We start from the raw sequence: 16321 nt of genomic DNA, 5'->3' as shown, positions 1-16321 counted from the left end.
AAATTATAGTGTTGCGGAATTAAGGTTTTTATCTTCTATCTTCCAATCCTTGATGGTATGCGTCTCCACATCAAAGTTGATACCCACCTTCACAATTGGCAGACCGCAGAGGGCAAAACGCTTCGCATACTCCTTCAAGTCTATCTGTTTCATTGCCACATCAGCACTTTGGTTTAGTTTCAACTCAAAGAGGTAGAGATGGGTGGCAGTACGGAGCACCATATCGACACGTCCCTTTGACGTGTGAACCTCCACATCCACATAATTGTCGAGGATGGAGAAGATGACATACATCATCTGCTGATAATGCCCCTCATAATCCGTATTGTCGCAATAAGGAATCGTGCCGAGATAAGTCTGGAGCATTTCAAGAGCACCATCGATGTTGTTGCGGCGGATGGCGGCAGACATCTTGGCAATTGTGGTGGTACCCTTCACCGTATTCATACCTATATAATAAGGTAAAAGACAACGATACAAGCCTACCCGAATCTCCTTGTTCGGAATGTCCAAGAGATAGAGTTCCGTCTCTGGGTCATAGCCCTTGATGGTGATGTAGCCACTCTGATAGAGCAACGGCATAATGGTGGTCATCTTCTCGGTTGGAGCATCAAACTCCGACTTATCAGCCTCACAACCGCCAATTTCAGATGGCATCACCTGGAACTTGTTGAGCATATTGATCAAGTAAGTTGGCGTGCCTGAGGCAAACCAATAGTAATCTAATTTGCCTTTTGACATGGCATTGAGTAAGCTAAATGGATTAAATACGTCAGGCGAGACATCAGCAAAATGATAACCATCATAGTACTCTCTAAGAGCCGCAAGCGTCTCCTCTCTTGTCTTACCCAACTTCTCGCCCAGGGCATCAACATCTGCCGACATTTGGGTCACCAGTTCTTCCTTGGTTATACCACAAATTCCAGCATACTCCTCATCCATGCTCACATTTGAGATGTTATTCAGCTCACTAAAGATACTCATCTGCGAGAACTTGGTGATACCGGTCAAGAAGACAAAGCGGAGATAAGGCTCGCACATTTTCAATGGACTATAGAAATTGCGCATAACATTGCGAAGAACCTGCAAGGAAGTTTCCTCGTGTACTACATCCAGCAAAGGAGCATCATACTCATCGATGAGCACGACTACTTGCTTGCCTGTCTTTTGATAAGCAGTCAGAATCAAATCGGTCAGACGATTATTTGCTCCATTCTGAGGTGTTGTAATACCATACATAGCCTCTTTCTTAGCCAATTGATAGCCCAAATATTCTTCCAGCTCCTTCTTTTCCATATGCTTGCCACCCGACATATCAAAATGCAGTACAGGGTATTCCGTCCACTCCTGCTCCAGTTTTTCGATGGCAAGTCCTTTAAACAAATCCTTCTTACCCTCGAAATAACTTTGGAATGTAGAAACCAGCAACGACTTTCCGAAACGGCGTGGTCGGTTCAAGAAGAAATACTTACCGCCACTATGTGTCATGCGATAAATGTATTCCGTCTTATCTATATAGAGAAGATTGCGCCTCATTATCTCCTCAAAAGTTTGGATTCCCACAGGGTATAATTTCAATGCAGCCATCTTACAATATGCTTTAAGTTCTTCTAATTTAGGGCAAAGTTAAGAAAAAAAAACGAGAAGCCCAAACTTTTCATTTAATTTTAAGAGAAGTTAGATTTCTATTTGCAAATGGCAGCATCTATTAGGGCTTACTAAGGACTTGCTCCCATTAGACAATGTTCATGCCGAGCATACTAACAAGAGCAAAGCCCATCCTCCCGGATGGGCTTTAGCATTTAATACAAAAACATTATGTAGCTCTTTTATATGTAACTATATGTTTAGTAAATGTATAGTTTAATACCTGATTATCAATTCATTACATTTACTCAAAATAACATATCATACACATATATTATACACACAATATACATATATTTACATAAACTTTGATGCTAATTTGGTGCTAAATAATTTGGTACTTTCGTTTTTTCTTCTTATCTTTGCACCGTCAACAATAAACATTGAGCTTATGAAAAAGGAAATCGTGCAAATCAGGGAAAGAAAGATGCCCAGCGGTAAGACAAGCCTATATCTTGCCTACACCATCAACGGCAAGAGACAATACGAGTACCCGAAGCTTTATCTCTTGCCTGAAAATGGCAGGGGTAAGACTGCAGCCATAGCCGCCAACAAGGAGACCAGAAGAATCATTGAAGCTATGCAAGCCAAGAAGATTGTGGAACTCACCCAGAACAGAAGCGGCATCATTGTGAAGAAAGAGCCGAAGAAGATGCTCTTCTCTCAATGGATCAAGACTTTTCGAGACTACAAAGCCAAGACCACCAGAGGCGAGGAGTACATCAAGACCATCAGCAATGTGGAGAGACATATCTGTGAGTATGCCGGAGATAAAGTGACGATGGCAGCTATAGACAAGAAGTTTTGCGAAGGGTTTATCTCCTACCTCAAAACCGCCAAAGGAAAATTCACCGAGCAGCCTTTAAGCGGTATGACTCAGAAGGTGTACTTTGCCATGTTCAACACTATGCTAAAGAAAGCTGTACGTGACGAGATTATCCCAAGAAATCCAATCGACCTCATTGATACTGGAACCAAGATCAAGGCTCCCGAAAGCGAAAGGGTATATCTTGATATATCTGAGTTGAAGAAGATGGCTGCATCAGATCCGAAGGACAAATCAACCAAGCAAGCCTTCATGTTCTCCTGCTTTACTGGTCTCCGCATCTCGGACATCCGCCAGCTTAAATGGGAGGATATTGAAGAGTACACCGATGAGGATAGCAACTCCAGATACAGAATGATCAAGAGAATGCAGAAGACCCAGCGAATCATCACCTATTCACTATCAAAGGAAGCGGTCAGCTGGTTGCCGGAGCAAACTGGAGAACTGGTATTCGATAAGCTGGTATGTGCCCCAAACCTGAATGCGCAAATCAAGAAGTGGGCTGAATCGTGTGGAATCACCAAGAACGTCTCCTTCCATACCGCTCGACATACCTTCGCCACGATGATGCTCACTCTTGGGGCAGACATATACACCACCAGCAAGCTGCTTGGGCACTCTCGCATATCCACAACAGAGATATATGCCAAGATCATAGACAAGAAGAAGGATGAAGCTGTAGGACTCATTGATAAGTTCTTCGATAAGGAGTAAGGAAAAGAGTAAGGAAAAGAGTAAGGAAAAGAGTAAGGAAAAGAAAGAACACAATACTCCACCATAGCCCCACTCCGCACCAACCCTTAGTCTCTGCAAGGTTTACAGCGTTTGTTGCAAACTTTGCGGAGATTATAGTTAAACTTTGTAATTTCCTCCTGATTCTCAGGAGAAAACCGTAACTTTGCATCTATGAAGATATTCAATATATTCAAAGACACAGACCCTTTTGAGCTTGTTGTATGCTTTCTGCTTGGAATGATAATAGCCGAATTGTTTTCAAAATAACAAGTCGATAATCTTTTCAACCAAAGCACCTACACAAGCTGCCAAGATTAGCTTAATAATCTCGGCTATATTTCCGTGTTTATTTCTAAACTTTGACTCTTCTTTGAATTTGTCAACTTCCTCCTCATGCTCTTTCTTCAACGCACTGCCATTCCAAAGGATTGGTATCTGTCTCCTGCCATCCTTAGTTGGGCTATATACCACCCTAGATTCTTGATTACCATAGGCATACCCTCGGTTAAGGTATGCGTTCTTCACTAGCAATTCTGCAACACCCTCTTTCCAAGCATCATCAGGAGATACGTGATCATAGATGATGCTCCATATCTCCTGCTCATAGTCTGACTTGTCTCTTATGTTGTCCAGCAGCACATACAACTTCTGCTCGTTAGTTACCTCTGCCATTTTACTTTTCTAGTTGGGAAAATATTTTTTCCTAGTTGGGAAAATAAAAACATACTACTTCCCAAAAATAACCTTCCAACCAGTCCTTCCGTTCTTTTTAAAACAAAGAAGAATAGACAACAATATTGTTTGGAATAAGGCAGCAAAAGCATATTGTCCAAAAACATACGCAGTTCCACCACCAATGACACCACCTAGGATAACATAGATGATTTCAATAGCAAAGAAGGCGTAAATTCCATACTTCTTCTTGTTGACAATCAAAATGATAGCTACAGCGATCAAAACACTCAATATGCAACCTAGAATCTTCAATGTTCCAGCGTTAGAATCCAAGTCCATCATTATAAAGCCTGTTGCAATCCCCATGAATGAGCGAAAAATCTGACAGACAGCGCATAGCCACAACAAAACTGACGTAAAACCATTCAACTCATTACCACCCTTATTGGTTGGATTCTGCTTTTCGTACCACTCTGTAGAGAACTTCTGTCCTTCTACATTCTTTGTTTCATTAACTTTCTGTTCCATAATTTATAATTAAAATATTAATAATATCTATCGAAAGGAACTTCACGATATGAGACTTTAATCATATCAAAGATACAATCTCCAATAAAATCTATATCTTTCCATTCTTCAAGCATCCAGCAATAATGCAAAGTTCTATGCCATTTGTTTTGCAACATCTTCTTTTCTTTTTTATTAAAAGTCTCTTTCTGAAATAGACTTTTACTTTCTTCTATAAACTTTAGTGAAGCTTTAGCATAATATAAATCGTGACACCTCATAGAAAGGCTAGCAGAATCTAACAAGTTAGCGAGAATCCAACTTTTATTTTCCAAAGCCTTTTTATAATCTTCATTTATTGCACCACATGAACGTATATATAAATATTTGCAATCGTCTCTATCTTCTATAGACTTATTACTATGATACAACTTATAAATATCCAAATACCCACGCTCCAAATATTTAAAGAACATAGATAACCACCGCATAAAAGCCTGCAATCCCATCAATACATAGATGCCGACAACAGAAAGTACTATTAACAGAAGAATTAATAAAAACACATTCATACATTATACCATTTACGAGATTTTATCTCTTTCATTTTATCACGATATTCATTCACTCTTTTCATGTAGTCTTCCCTGCTTTCACCGAAGTCCTGCATTGGTCTTTCAGGTGTTTTTATGTTTGCTATAACATCTTCTCTAATTGACTCAAAAGCAATGTATGAACCAATAGGATTTACCAGCAACTTAATAGTCTCCAATATAGTTGCTCTCCCTAAAGTGAAATCTTGGTAAATTCCCAATATCACACCAATCACAAGAACAATCATCAGTAATAATGCCGTGACACCTTTATATCTTGGAGCAACGTAAGCACCACAATAAACAAATCCATATCCAGCAAATCCATTCGCCAATATCGAAACCATAGCACCGACTACATTAATCGTTTCTCCATTAATGGTTACTCCCCATCCAAAGTTCAAATAACCAGCCAACATGGAAAACAAATAACACACATACATTCCTACTATAGAAGCAGGGATAACACCAATCCATCTTAATAAATTCATTTTGCTCGCCACATTTTAATTATCCTACATTTGCTTTTCTCATGCCACCACCCAAGATAGATAGTAACTGGTCGTAGCGTTTCTCCAACTCCTCATATTTAGCTTGCCAAACAGAATCAGATACGGCATCATTATAATGTAGAGTCTCTGCTGCATAATCAAGCTTAGTCTTTTCCGCTACAGATTCAGCGGTTTTGCATAATACACTTGTACCTTCTCCACGCATCAGCCACTCAGCAGAAACATCAGGATAAGCATTCAGGAAGTTCTCTACCAAGGTAGAAGACAAGGTTTGCTCACCCTTAACTTGTCTCAGAACAGTGGATTGATTCATATTCAGAGTCTTAGCCAAGCCATTTAATGAAATCTGATTATCATCAAGATATTGCTTAATTCTTTGATACACAGTTGTTTCCATAATTTCACATTTTTAAACCATACTTAAACTATGCAAATCGGGATAACTTTTTCCCAAATTTATTTGGTCGTTTATGCGGATTTGCTTATCTTTGCACTCGAAAACAATGCAGAAACGATTCCAAAACGTTCCTTATTCGTTTTCGGTGGCAAAAATAAACAAAAGAAATGAAATATGCAAGTAAAAATGCAAAAAATCATCTCGGTTTCTATAAAAAATCGGGAAGAACTTAAAAAGAAGTATCAGTGCTCGCAAACAACTTTGTATAATGCGTTAGCATATAAGACAATGAATAGGCGAGCTGATGCAATCCGGCAGGATGCTCTAGACAACTTCGGAGGTGTCGAAAGCGAAAAGCCAGTGTTGAACTAATATAAAAGAAGGAGGTGAATATGAACGATCTAGTTTACAGAGGTGAAAGCAACCAACCTCTAACAAATAGCAAACTGGTTGCTGAGGTCTTTGAAAAAGAGCATAAGAACGTTATACAATCTATCAGAAAGTTGATAGAAGGGACGGCTCAAAATTCAGCCGTCCGCCAAATGTTCTCAGAATCAACCTATCTGAATGAGCAGAATAAAGAGCAGCCTATGTTCGTTATGAACCAAGATGGTTTCACCCTGCTTGCGATGGGATTCAACGGCAAGAAGGCGATGGAGTTCAAACTGAAATACATCGAAGCCTTCAACGCTATGAAGAAACAGATAGAGCAATCCAAGCCATCCGTTCCTCAGAACTATCTCGAAGCTTTGGAATCTCTGGTCAAGGCAGAGAAAGAGAAGCAGCAGCTTGCTCTGGAGAACAAGCAGAAAGATGAGACGATCATCACTATCAGCAAGGCAAACGTGGAGCTGGGCAACAAGATTACTGAAATGCTGCCGAAGGTGAGCTACTACGACAGAATCCTGCAGAGCAACGCAACTATGACCATCACCCAGATAGCGCAAGACTACGGTATGAGTGCTATCGCTATGAACAAGGAGTTGGAATCTATGAGAATCCAGCACAAGGAGAGAGGTCAGTGGATATTGTACGCTCAGTTCCTGAAAGGTGGCTATGTTCATAGCAGAGCGGTGGACATCATCCGCAGGGATGGTAGGCACGATGTGAAGTACAATACGGAGTGGACAACGAAGGGAAGACTCTTCCTTTATGAAGCACTCAAAGGAAAGGGCATTCTCCCCTTGATAGAGCAGGAGAACACTCCCAGAGATAAGGGCACTGGTGGAAGAGAGCCTTCCAAGACATCTGGTGCCAGTCAGCAAACCATTAACTTCGAGTGATATGAAAGATGAAACGATAAAAAGTGATATTGAAGAGACGAATAAGAGTAGTCTTGGAGAGACACTTGCCCGAATAGAGAAGTATATTCTCATCGGAACCAAGAATGTGCTCAACATTGATGAAGCATCCATAGTACTGGGAGTAACCATCAGAACACTCAGAAAGATGGTGGCAGAGCATACCATCCCTATCTACAAGCCCAACCAGCGAGCCTTGTATTTCAAGAAGAGTGACCTAGAGGATTGGATGCTGCAGAACAGGGTGAAGCCCCAGTCGGAGATAGATTCTGAGGTGGAAGCCTATTGTATAACCCATTAAAACAGAAAAGATATGTTCGCAAATGTTATGTTGGTGGCAAGTATCGCCACATTCGCTATAGTAGTTAAGGAAATCCACTCTTACTTCAAGGAAGTGAACGAGTAGATATATATGGAGCTGAATCCGGCATAAAAAATTGTTTGATATTAATTAGTTTAAAATTTTCGTTTTATTTATCTCAAAATAAGGACAAAAGTCTGATTCGCAAGGATTTTTTGGAATTTGCTATTCCCAGCTCCACAACTGTTGTGTAGGTTCAAGATTGTTTTTAGTTAGTATTTGTTTGAATCGGCATAGGTAGCTCAGATGGTAGAGCAGGAGGCTCCATCACCTTCAAGGTCGTAGGTTCGATTCCTACCCTATGCCCAATATCGCCCGATTCCGAGGAGTCATATCGGATAGGATAAACCTTCCTAGAGAGGTACACGTACCCAAAAGGAGCATCATTAACCACAGATGATGCTTAGACGTGGAAGTGGCAAGCTAATACATACACATACTGGTGTGGAATTTGGAACGCTTGGAGTTCACTTGTGAAGATGCAGACCTGATGCCGTGACCCTTATATATAATAAGGTAGCATCAATAGGTAGAAGCGCACAACTACAATGGTTCTAATGCAGCCAGCACGACTTTGTCATAGATAAAATATTAATATTTCCATACTAATACAATGTATGCGATTACGAGTGCTGGGAGTCCTAAGCCTCCACAAATGCAGAAGGGAACTTGGAGCGACTATCACCATCCGGCAATTATATTCTGATGTCGCTCCTCGGAGGGGTGCTTTATTACTCCCACCCCTCCTTTTTGATAGACACATTTTCAAACCATATAAAAATTATGTATCATTTACGACTATCGCAGTAGCGACTGCATTTAATAACTCGTTAAAGTTGTATATTTCAACCTATCCCCTCTGTTCGTGAGAATCGAGGGGATTTTTATTGTAGAACATTTTAAATAAACAAGATATGTTATTCAAACCGAAAAGCTGCCACGACTGCTTGTTTGAACAGATATGTGACAACCCGAATAAGAAATCGGATGGCACTTACAGATGTAAGGGCTATGAATGGAAGTATCAATAACTATTAATATAATAAGGACATGAAAGAGCTTATTACGATTCAATCGGAACTGAAAGCACCGAAGAGTCAGTTCAACAAATTCGGTGGCTACAAGTACCGCAAGGCAGAAGACATCCTAGAAGCTGTCAAGCCTTTACTCGCCAAGCAGAAATGTACGCTCACCATCACCGATGATGTTGTCTTGATAGGCAACCGCATCTACGTGAAGGCAACTGCTACCATCAAGAACGAGAAAGGCGAGTGTGAAACAACCACTGGTTGGGCTAGAGAAGAGGAAACCAAGAAAGGTATGGACGGAAGTCAGATTACTGGTGCATCCTCATCCTATGCCCGAAAATATGCGCTCAATGGTCTGTTTGCCATTGATGATAACGCTGATTCTGATACCACCAATACTGGTCAGCAGGATAACGCTCATCATCAGGCAGCGCAGCAGACTGCACAGACTCAGCAGCAATCTCAGGCAACCGCCCAGTCAGCGCAACCTCAGTATCATCCAGACAACCTAGCCGAAGCTTTGGAAATGGTGAAGCGATGTGTGAACAGAGACAACATCAAATGGGTGATGTGCACTTATATGCCGCTCAACAGCAACCCTCAGTTTATGCAAGCCTTATCCGCTAAGAGAAAGGAGTTAGGGCTATGACACAGAACATCAAGCTGAATAAGCCGAAGATCACCTTCATAGAGGAGACTCACCAATACTTCATTGGCAAGAAGCAACTGAAAGGTATCACTGGAACGTTGGTAAGAAAGGCATTCCCCGACACCTACAAGGATATTCCTGATTCTGTATTGAAGAAGGCTGCAGAACGAGGAGGTATGATTCACAACTCCTTCGAGCTGTTCTGTACCGTCTTCGATTCCGACATCAACATATACCCGAACCCGACAGAAGAGATTCGGGCATTCAATAGTATGCTGGTCTCCTACGGTCTCCATCACGTTGATTCCGAGTATCTCGTTACCGATTCCGAGAACTTCGCTTCTGCCATTGATGGAGTCTTCGCTGATAGCGATGGCAACATCTATCTGGTAGATTACAAGACCACCTCCACCCTGCACTACGACAACGTATCTCTCCAGCTATCCATCTATGCACGATGGTTCGAGGAGCAGAATCCCGACTTGAAGGTGAAGGAACTGGTATGTATGTGGTTCAAGAACGGACAGAGCCGATTCCAGCCGCTGCCTAGGGTATCGGAAGAGAAGATTGATGCTCTTATCAAGGCATACTTGGAGGATGATCCTGACTACAAGTATGAGGTGGAAGTGCCGGAAGCCTTCTCTAGCACCGAGCAGCAGTACCGACTCGTCACAGCTAGGATTGATGCCTTGAAGATAGAGCAGGATGCCTTGAAGGAGAAGATGATGAAGATGATGGAAGCCAACAAGCAGAAATCCATCAAGACTCAATATGGCTCCTACTCCTATGTGGCAGCATCCACCAAGAAGACCTTCGACACGAAACTCTTCAAGGACACCGAGCCGGAACACTACGAGTACTATCTGAAAGATACTACCACAAAGCCATCCATCAGAATCAAACTTAATTAAGTATAGATATGAACGTAACATTTACAGGCAAGATTATTGCAGCAGGGCAAGTCCAATCAGGAACAAGCCAAAACGGAACTCAATGGAGTTCGTGTGAATATGTTATCGAGGAGTTGAATCAGCAGTACCCTGCCCGAGCCGTGATACAGGTCTATGGCTCCGACAAGCTGCAGCAGTTCAATATCCAAGTTGGTGAGATCATCACCGCTCACATCGGATTGAAGGCGCATCAGTCTAAGGACGGACGATGGTTCAATCAGTTGGATTGCTGGAAGGTGCAGCGACCAACCGCCCAGCCTCAGCAGATGCAGCAGGGGCAGGTGTACGCTAGTCAGGTAGGGCAGAACTACCAGCAGGGTGCTCAGCAGGGATTCCAGCAGAATCCTCCGCAGCCAGCTCCTATCCAGCAGCAGATGCAGAACTTTCCCCCTCAGGTTGATGCCAATGGTCAGCCTATTCAGCAGCAAGCTCAATATGGTGGTCAGCAGGGTAATCTCCCATTCCCAGCCAACAATTAGTTGATATTCAAAAACAAAGGTTATGGAAATCCATCTTGTGCGTACTTCTCTTGGTCTTCAAGCTTATGCAGACGAGGACTATGAGCAGTTGAGAAAGATTAAGGTTGGCTCTGTTGTCAAGGCGAACATCGTCCGCCCACGCAACGTGAAGTTCCACCGCAAGTTCTTCTCCCTGATCCGAGCTGCTTGGGATTGTCTCACCGAGCAGCAGCGCATCAATCTCCGTTCGGTAGAGACATTCCGTGAACAACTCCTAATAACATCAGGATTCAGCGAACCACTCTACGACCTGAACGGACAGAAGTTCTTGGAGCGAGCCAAGTCTATCTCATTCGCCAAGATGGATGAGCCAGCCTTCAACGAAGTTTATTCCAAGGTCTTGGACACCATCCTTACCATCATGGTAGCCGATGGTGTATCAGAAGACGAGTTTAATAACATTCTAAAAAATTATACATAATATGACACGTAGAAACGACAAGCGCAACAACAGACGTAATCGTCAGCGCAACAACCAGCCAGAGTTATCACCATTCGCCCAGATGCTTTTCGGAGCAATCCTCGGCAAGGGTGCAGAAATGATTGCCAACAAGATGAAGGAGAAGGACGAAAACACCCCTTCCATCCATACAGAGGGTATCACAGATAAGGGTATTCAGAACATCAACGAAGGTAATGCTTCCTTATCTAAGTTGTATATCCCGAATAATGGTACGGCTGTAGAGTTCTCTATCCCTGAGAACCTAGAGTTCTTCTTCGATAAGGAAGGCAAGCTGATGGTGCGTAAGAAGCAGGATGGTGAGCCTGCTCCTGATGAGGAGACTCAGGAGAAGCCTATCACTTACGAAGATATTTGCAAGGAACTTTTCTTGGAAAAGAAAACTTACTGGCTTGGTAATAAAAAAATCAACTATTTTTATCCAGATGGAGTTAACTTTAACGACATAAATAACAGCACCAGCGAGGCTCAGGTAAAACGTTTGGCTGCTTTCAATAAGTTGCAGAATATCGCCAAGTATCTCAACAAGGAATGGAAGCCGAACTTCAGAGACAATAGTAAAAAGTGGAGTATTTGCAAGTATATATGTTATGGTACACAATGTACCATTGAGACAAATGAAGGAAATGTTTACTTCAAGAGTGCAGACCTTGCCGATGAAGCCATCCGCCTGATGGGTGAAGATTCTCTCAACGACCTTTTCTCAACCGACTGGTAATGGCAAGCTACGCTGAAATCAAGGCAAAGCTATTGCAGGAAGGCAAGAAGATACGCAAGCGTTCATCCTATGATGAGCACAACTTGCAAGCCGCAGAGGTCAGGTATATCCGTGGGGTACATCCTGACCTCGAAGGGGTCTTCTTTGCAGTTCCTAATGGTGGCAAGCGAACCTCCCGACAAGCCGCATGGCTGAAAGAAGAAGGTATGAAGGCAGGAGTATCAGATATGATCCTCCTGAAAAGCACCTCTCAGTATGGTTTCCTCTGCATCGAAAACAAGACTCCGAAAGGTAGGCAGGAACCCGAACAGAAGGTATTCCAGCATGAAGTAGAACGACATGGTGGCAAGTACATCATCGTCCGCTCTATAGATGAATTTATGAAAGCAATCGACAATTATCTTAATGGTGAACTATGACAGACGAAATCAAACAAGCCATCCTGCTCCTAGAGGAGAACGGCTACAAGGTAACCCCACCACCCAAGCAAGTCAAAGATGAATATACCTTTGCGAGAGCTTGGGATTTATATCAGAAGAAGGTTGGCTGCAAGGAGAAGCTGGAAAAGAAGTGGAACTCAATGAGTCAGAAAGACCGCAAGGCAGCTATAGAGTATATCCCACTCTATGTTATCTCCCAGCCGGATAAGCAGTATCGCAAGAACTTTCAGACCTTCCTCAACCAGAGATCTTGGGAAGACGAAATCATCGGTGGCACTCCACCGCCAGTTTCAACCAATGAGTCTGCATCTGAAATCAGTCAGCTTATCGCCAAGACAAAGGTAGAGCAGGAACAGAACACGGAAGATGCCAAGAACCACGCTCTTCGCCAGCGTATCTATGGTATGATACAGGTTCTTCACAACAATCCTCAAAGCTTCTGCCGTAAGCAGTTGGAGATATATCGTGACAACGGAACCTTGGAACGCTTGGGCATCCAATGGAATCCATAACATCATCAACTCTATGATACAAATCAGCAAATACAACAAGCAGCATCCGCTCAGAATTTTTGAAGCCTTCGCTGGCTATGGCAGTCAGAGTCTAGCCTTCAAGTACCTCAAAGAGAAGCACCCTGAGTTCGACTTCAAGGTAGTGGGATATTCCGAGATAGAATCATCTGCCATCCAAGCTTATGGACTCCTGCACGGAAGAGACATCACTAACTATGGTGACGTGACGAGGATAGACTGGAATGAGGTTCCCGACTTTGATTTCATATCCTGGTCTTCTCCCTGCCAAGACTTCTCCAATGCAGGACTTCGCAAGGGAGCAGAAGAAGGTAGCGGTACACGTTCTTCCCTGATTTTCCAAGAAAGGAGAATGTTAGAAGTCAAGCATCCTAAGTATGTGATGCTAGAAAACGTAAAAGGTCTTCTCTCAAAGTCAATGAGAAAGTACTTCTTCCAGTATATCCGAGACCTCGACTCCTATGGCTATACTTCCTTCTACAAGGTTCTGAATGCCAAAGATTACGGAATCCCACAGAATCGTGAGCGCATCTTTGTCATTTCCATCCTCCGCACCGAGGATGATCCGAACCCAGAGTATCACTTCCCCTCTCCTATCAAGCTGGAGACAACGGTTGAGGACATCTTGGAAGATGATGTATCTCCTGAGTATTACCTCTCCCAGCCCCTTCTAGAAAAGTATCTCACCAAAGCAGACATCAATGAATCCATCCAAAAGCTCTACCCCGAAGATTTCAATACCCAAAACGGCTGATGGTTGCTCTGTTGCTGTCACCTCCAGTTTTTCAAAGACCAGCGTAATGAATATGCTAGATACTGGTCATTATCCAAAGGGTGGAGTCTTAATCATCAAGAAATTATAATGTGCGACAAAATTATAAAGCTGGTAAGTCTTAACAGACCTGAGAGATTTGAGCAACAGAATCGTGTTTATTCCGTTAAAGGAATCTCCCCTACTCTCAATTCTGTAATGGGAAACGGAGGAAACAATATTCCACTATTCTTAATCATCAATCGAGTATGATAACAGGAGGAAAGCGAATGAAATCCCTGCTCCTTTCGGGGAAGGTGAAGCCTGATATGGGTGGATAAATCTTAGATCTCTACAACCAGATGGTTCTCAAAGGCATCAGCCCCACCATCAAGACAACCATAGATAAATCAAACATGACATTTGTTACAGTTATGAACAAACAAATCATTCATACGGCTCCCAACGGCAAGAAATACTCAATCCAAATCAGGAAGTACACTCCTAGAGACTGCTTCCGGCTGATGGGTGTACACGAAGCCGACATAGACAAGCTCCTGAGCAAGGAGAAGTCGGGAGCCAGCATCATCTGCAAGAGCAAGCTCTATGCCCTCGCAGGAAACTCAATAGTCACCAACTGCCTGACCGCTATGTTCGAGGAGCTGATTTTCCCTTCGGGTAATCACTACCACGACAAGACGGGTCAGCTATCACTCTTCTAGCTTATGGATATTTTCGGATATATTAAGGTAGGCAAGCGCATCAGTAAGGCGCACAAAGCCCTCTTTACCAACAAGACCATGGTACTCTGGTACAAAGGAAATCCAATCATCGGAACGATGTACGATGGCTTGTGGTATCAACAAGACTTGAACGGAATGTGGGAACAATTAATGTTCCAGTCCGAAGTAACCCACGTCTCATTCTTACCTTCACCAAATGAAGACAGAGAAAGAACAAATCCTAGCCATCATCGCTGAGATTCAAGACAAGAGAGAAGCCGCTCACATCGTGCCTCCTCACGTCAGAACCACAGAGATTATCAATCGGGGATTCCACAAGCCTTATCAATCCCTCAATGAGTTAGTCAGAGAAGGCAGGATAAACTGGTGCAAGACCCTCAATGATATGGCATTCACTATCAGAAAACAATAATCAAATCAATATGGAAAAAGAATTAAAAATCATTTTAAAGGAGGAACTGGAAGTATTATCTAAGCAAGCTTACGAGTCTGCCAAGAATAAGGGCTTCTACCCAAAGGATGTTAATACAGCATATCTTTTGATGTTCATCATCGTGGAAATGAGCGAGGTGTTGCAAGCCGACAGAAAAGGCAGACACGGCTCCATCGAAGACTACGAGAGCGAGATTGAAATGGGCAGGGATATGCCTACCGCCTACAAGAACACGCTGGAAGGTACGGTAGAGTCTGAGTTTGCCGACATCGCCATTCGCATCCTCTCACTCTTGGGTTGGATCATGGAAGGAGACAATATCGAGCTATCAGAAGATGAAGACCTCATAGGTGAGTACAAGCTGGCAAGTTATATCTTCGGATGGGATTTAGCCGGAGACTTATACCGCATCATCGAAAAAATGGGAGTCTTGGACTTGGATAGTTCTCCAAGCTGGTATCTCGCCAAATACCTTCAGGAGCTTCTGATGGACATCTTTGCGATTGCCCATAACAACAGAATCGACCTGAAAGAGCAGATCAAGCTGAAAATGAAGTATAACGAAACTCGTCCGTATCTTCACGGATATAAATACTAGGAGGGGGGGGTGAGCAATGAAAATATTTGTATTTGATATTATGCTCAACGGAAAATTCATCTGCACATTAAAGTATAAATATTGTGCGCTCTTCCCGATAGACTTTGAAGATTTAGAGAAGTTCGTCTTCCAAAAGAGACCTACTTTGAAAGGTAAGGATTTTAGAATTGCATTTTGATGATGGAAGAGCTTAAAGTTGGAGAAAGAGTCGTCTTGGAGATTACTGAAACCGAGGAAGAAACTTGCTATGGTTGTTTCTTTTTTGGCAATAGTGCTTGTGAAGTTTGGAGAAAATACCCATTCGGTCCTAAACTACGTAAGGATAATAAGAATGTAATCTTTAAAGAAGTAAAGGAGTAAAGCGTATGGAATTAAAGATAAAAACGTGTCATTCATTACCTTGCCGTACAGAGGTATTCACTATCAATGGAAAAAGTGCTGAACAAAATGATTTTGGTGATACATATGACCATCATCATGAAGACGCAGAGCCTTATGCGTGCGCAGATATGCACTTTGACCCAAAGCCTCCAACAAAGGAAGTGTTAGATGAATACAATTTAACAGAAAAAGAATATTATAACATCTGCAACGAATTGGAATGCAAACTATGCGTAGGTAGTTGCGGATGGTGTATTTAACTATTTATTAAAAAAGTAAAGCGTATAAATATGTTAGAATATATTCAAGGAGATTTGGTAATGACTAATGGAGTACCTTTAGGCACCTCTAAGAATGTTGTTTACCGAGTAACATCATCAGACCCATCAAAGACTTTGAGGTTGGACGATGGAACGTTCTGACAGGTGTTGTCTGCTTAGAGAACATCGAAGGTGCGGAATTTGGAGAGAAGGGCTATCTCTCTGGTGACTGCTGTGCTTGGGTTAAGGATGTTGTTCCGATTAATCTTGTGCCCGCAATTTTGGAGAAGAATGGATGGAAGGTTTCA

At 42.5% G+C, this 16321-nt stretch carries 23 protein-coding genes and 1 tRNA gene; 18 read left to right on the top strand and 6 right to left on the bottom strand.

All coding sequences use genetic code 11. The features are described from left to right. Nucleotides 1-3: 3 nt before the first annotated feature. The gene (locus DW657_RS14415) at nt 4-1587 is read right to left on the bottom strand and encodes an ATP-binding protein (protein WP_118313156.1); all 1584 of its coding nucleotides are present in this window, start codon (nt 1585-1587) and stop codon (nt 4-6) included. A 451-nt stretch (nt 1588-2038) separates the two neighbouring features. Here DW657_RS14415 and DW657_RS14410 point away from each other — a divergent pair, with 451 nt between their 5' ends. Continuing rightward, complete coding sequence (locus DW657_RS14410) at nt 2039-3187, top strand: site-specific integrase (RefSeq protein WP_118313155.1); 1149 nt, start codon at nt 2039-2041, stop codon at nt 3185-3187. A 279-nt stretch (nt 3188-3466) separates the two neighbouring features. Here the strand turns inward: DW657_RS14410 and DW657_RS14405 are convergent, their stop codons facing one another. From DW657_RS14405 to DW657_RS14385, 5 genes are read right to left on the bottom strand one after another with little or no spacing between them, the layout of a single operon-like run. Then, complete coding sequence (locus DW657_RS14405) at nt 3467-3880, bottom strand: hypothetical protein (protein ID WP_118313154.1); 414 nt, start codon at nt 3878-3880, stop codon at nt 3467-3469. A 54-nt stretch (nt 3881-3934) separates the two neighbouring features. Beyond that, nucleotides 3935-4411: a hypothetical protein gene (locus tag DW657_RS14400; protein WP_118313153.1), complete on the bottom strand. Its 477-nt coding sequence runs from the start codon at nt 4409-4411 to the stop codon at nt 3935-3937. Between the two features lie 17 nt (nt 4412-4428). Beyond that, complete coding sequence (locus DW657_RS14395) at nt 4429-4962, bottom strand: hypothetical protein (RefSeq protein WP_118313152.1); 534 nt, start codon at nt 4960-4962, stop codon at nt 4429-4431. Continuing rightward, nucleotides 4959-5474, bottom strand: a complete 516-nt coding sequence (locus DW657_RS14390) for a hypothetical protein (protein WP_118313151.1) — start codon at nt 5472-5474, stop codon at nt 4959-4961. Before DW657_RS14390 ends, DW657_RS14395 begins: the two co-directional genes overlap by 4 nt. 19 nt (nt 5475-5493) lie before the next feature. Next, on the bottom strand, nt 5494-5892 hold the full coding sequence (locus DW657_RS14385) for a helix-turn-helix transcriptional regulator (protein WP_118313150.1): 399 nt from the start codon (nt 5890-5892) through the stop codon (nt 5494-5496). Nucleotides 5893-6284: 392 nt separating this feature from the next. Here DW657_RS14385 and DW657_RS14375 point away from each other — a divergent pair, with 392 nt between their 5' ends. The 17 genes from DW657_RS14375 to DW657_RS14300 all read left to right on the top strand — a co-directional run bounded on the left by DW657_RS14375 (nt 6285) and on the right by DW657_RS14300 (nt 16013). After that, complete coding sequence (locus DW657_RS14375) at nt 6285-7175, top strand: phage regulatory protein/antirepressor Ant (protein ID WP_118313148.1); 891 nt, start codon at nt 6285-6287, stop codon at nt 7173-7175. A 1-nt stretch (nt 7176) separates the two neighbouring features. Next, nucleotides 7177-7494, top strand: coding sequence for a helix-turn-helix domain-containing protein (locus DW657_RS14370; protein ID WP_117663252.1), 318 nt, complete (start codon nt 7177-7179; stop codon nt 7492-7494). Nucleotides 7495-7785: 291 nt separating this feature from the next. After that, a tRNA-Trp gene (locus tag DW657_RS14365) sits at nt 7786-7860 on the top strand. A 744-nt stretch (nt 7861-8604) separates the two neighbouring features. After that, entirely contained in the window at nt 8605-9231 is a 627-nt protein-coding gene (locus DW657_RS14360; protein ID WP_118313147.1) for an ERF family protein, read from the top strand. Next, entirely contained in the window at nt 9228-10142 is a 915-nt protein-coding gene (locus tag DW657_RS14355; RefSeq protein WP_118313146.1) for a hypothetical protein, read from the top strand. Before DW657_RS14360 ends, DW657_RS14355 begins: the two co-directional genes overlap by 4 nt. A gap of 8 nt (nt 10143-10150) precedes the next feature. After that, nucleotides 10151-10660: a DUF3127 domain-containing protein gene (locus DW657_RS14350; RefSeq protein ID WP_118313145.1), complete on the top strand. Its 510-nt coding sequence runs from the start codon at nt 10151-10153 to the stop codon at nt 10658-10660. A gap of 22 nt (nt 10661-10682) precedes the next feature. Next, the gene (locus tag DW657_RS14345; RefSeq protein ID WP_118313144.1) at nt 10683-11120 is read left to right on the top strand and encodes a DUF1367 family protein; all 438 of its coding nucleotides are present in this window, start codon (nt 10683-10685) and stop codon (nt 11118-11120) included. Nucleotide 11121: 1 nt separating this feature from the next. Next, nucleotides 11122-11877, top strand: a complete 756-nt coding sequence (locus tag DW657_RS14340) for a hypothetical protein (protein ID WP_118313143.1) — start codon at nt 11122-11124, stop codon at nt 11875-11877. Continuing rightward, on the top strand, nt 11877-12296 hold the full coding sequence (locus DW657_RS14335) for a VRR-NUC domain-containing protein (protein WP_117663240.1): 420 nt from the start codon (nt 11877-11879) through the stop codon (nt 12294-12296). Before DW657_RS14340 ends, DW657_RS14335 begins: the two co-directional genes overlap by 1 nt. Beyond that, nucleotides 12293-12829, top strand: coding sequence for a hypothetical protein (locus DW657_RS14330; protein ID WP_118313142.1), 537 nt, complete (start codon nt 12293-12295; stop codon nt 12827-12829). Before DW657_RS14335 ends, DW657_RS14330 begins: the two co-directional genes overlap by 4 nt. Next, a complete protein-coding gene (locus DW657_RS14325) occupies nt 12783-13601 on the top strand; it encodes a DNA cytosine methyltransferase (RefSeq protein WP_158577390.1) in 819 nt (272 codons plus the stop codon). Before DW657_RS14330 ends, DW657_RS14325 begins: the two co-directional genes overlap by 47 nt. A gap of 431 nt (nt 13602-14032) precedes the next feature. Next, a complete protein-coding gene (locus DW657_RS14320) occupies nt 14033-14320 on the top strand; it encodes a hypothetical protein (protein ID WP_147327892.1) in 288 nt (95 codons plus the stop codon). A gap of 3 nt (nt 14321-14323) precedes the next feature. Beyond that, nucleotides 14324-14578 (top strand): hypothetical protein, encoded by a 255-nt coding sequence (locus tag DW657_RS17590; protein WP_147381963.1) that lies wholly within the window; start codon nt 14324-14326, stop codon nt 14576-14578. Continuing rightward, a complete protein-coding gene (locus DW657_RS14315; protein WP_117663230.1) occupies nt 14538-14753 on the top strand; it encodes a hypothetical protein in 216 nt (71 codons plus the stop codon). Before DW657_RS17590 ends, DW657_RS14315 begins: the two co-directional genes overlap by 41 nt. A 10-nt stretch (nt 14754-14763) precedes the next feature. Then, nucleotides 14764-15372, top strand: coding sequence for a hypothetical protein (locus DW657_RS14310; RefSeq protein ID WP_118313140.1), 609 nt, complete (start codon nt 14764-14766; stop codon nt 15370-15372). A 177-nt stretch (nt 15373-15549) separates the two neighbouring features. Beyond that, nucleotides 15550-15732, top strand: coding sequence for a hypothetical protein (locus DW657_RS14305; RefSeq protein WP_118313139.1), 183 nt, complete (start codon nt 15550-15552; stop codon nt 15730-15732). 5 nt (nt 15733-15737) lie between these two features. Further along, complete coding sequence (locus DW657_RS14300) at nt 15738-16013, top strand: hypothetical protein (RefSeq protein ID WP_118313138.1); 276 nt, start codon at nt 15738-15740, stop codon at nt 16011-16013. The last annotated feature ends 308 nt before the right edge of the window (nt 16014-16321 follow it).

The organism is Prevotella sp. AM23-5, from assembly GCF_003473645.1.
GTDB lineage: Bacteria > Bacteroidota > Bacteroidia > Bacteroidales > Bacteroidaceae > Prevotella > Prevotella copri_A.
This window is presented reverse-complemented; position numbering and strand designations above follow the sequence as displayed.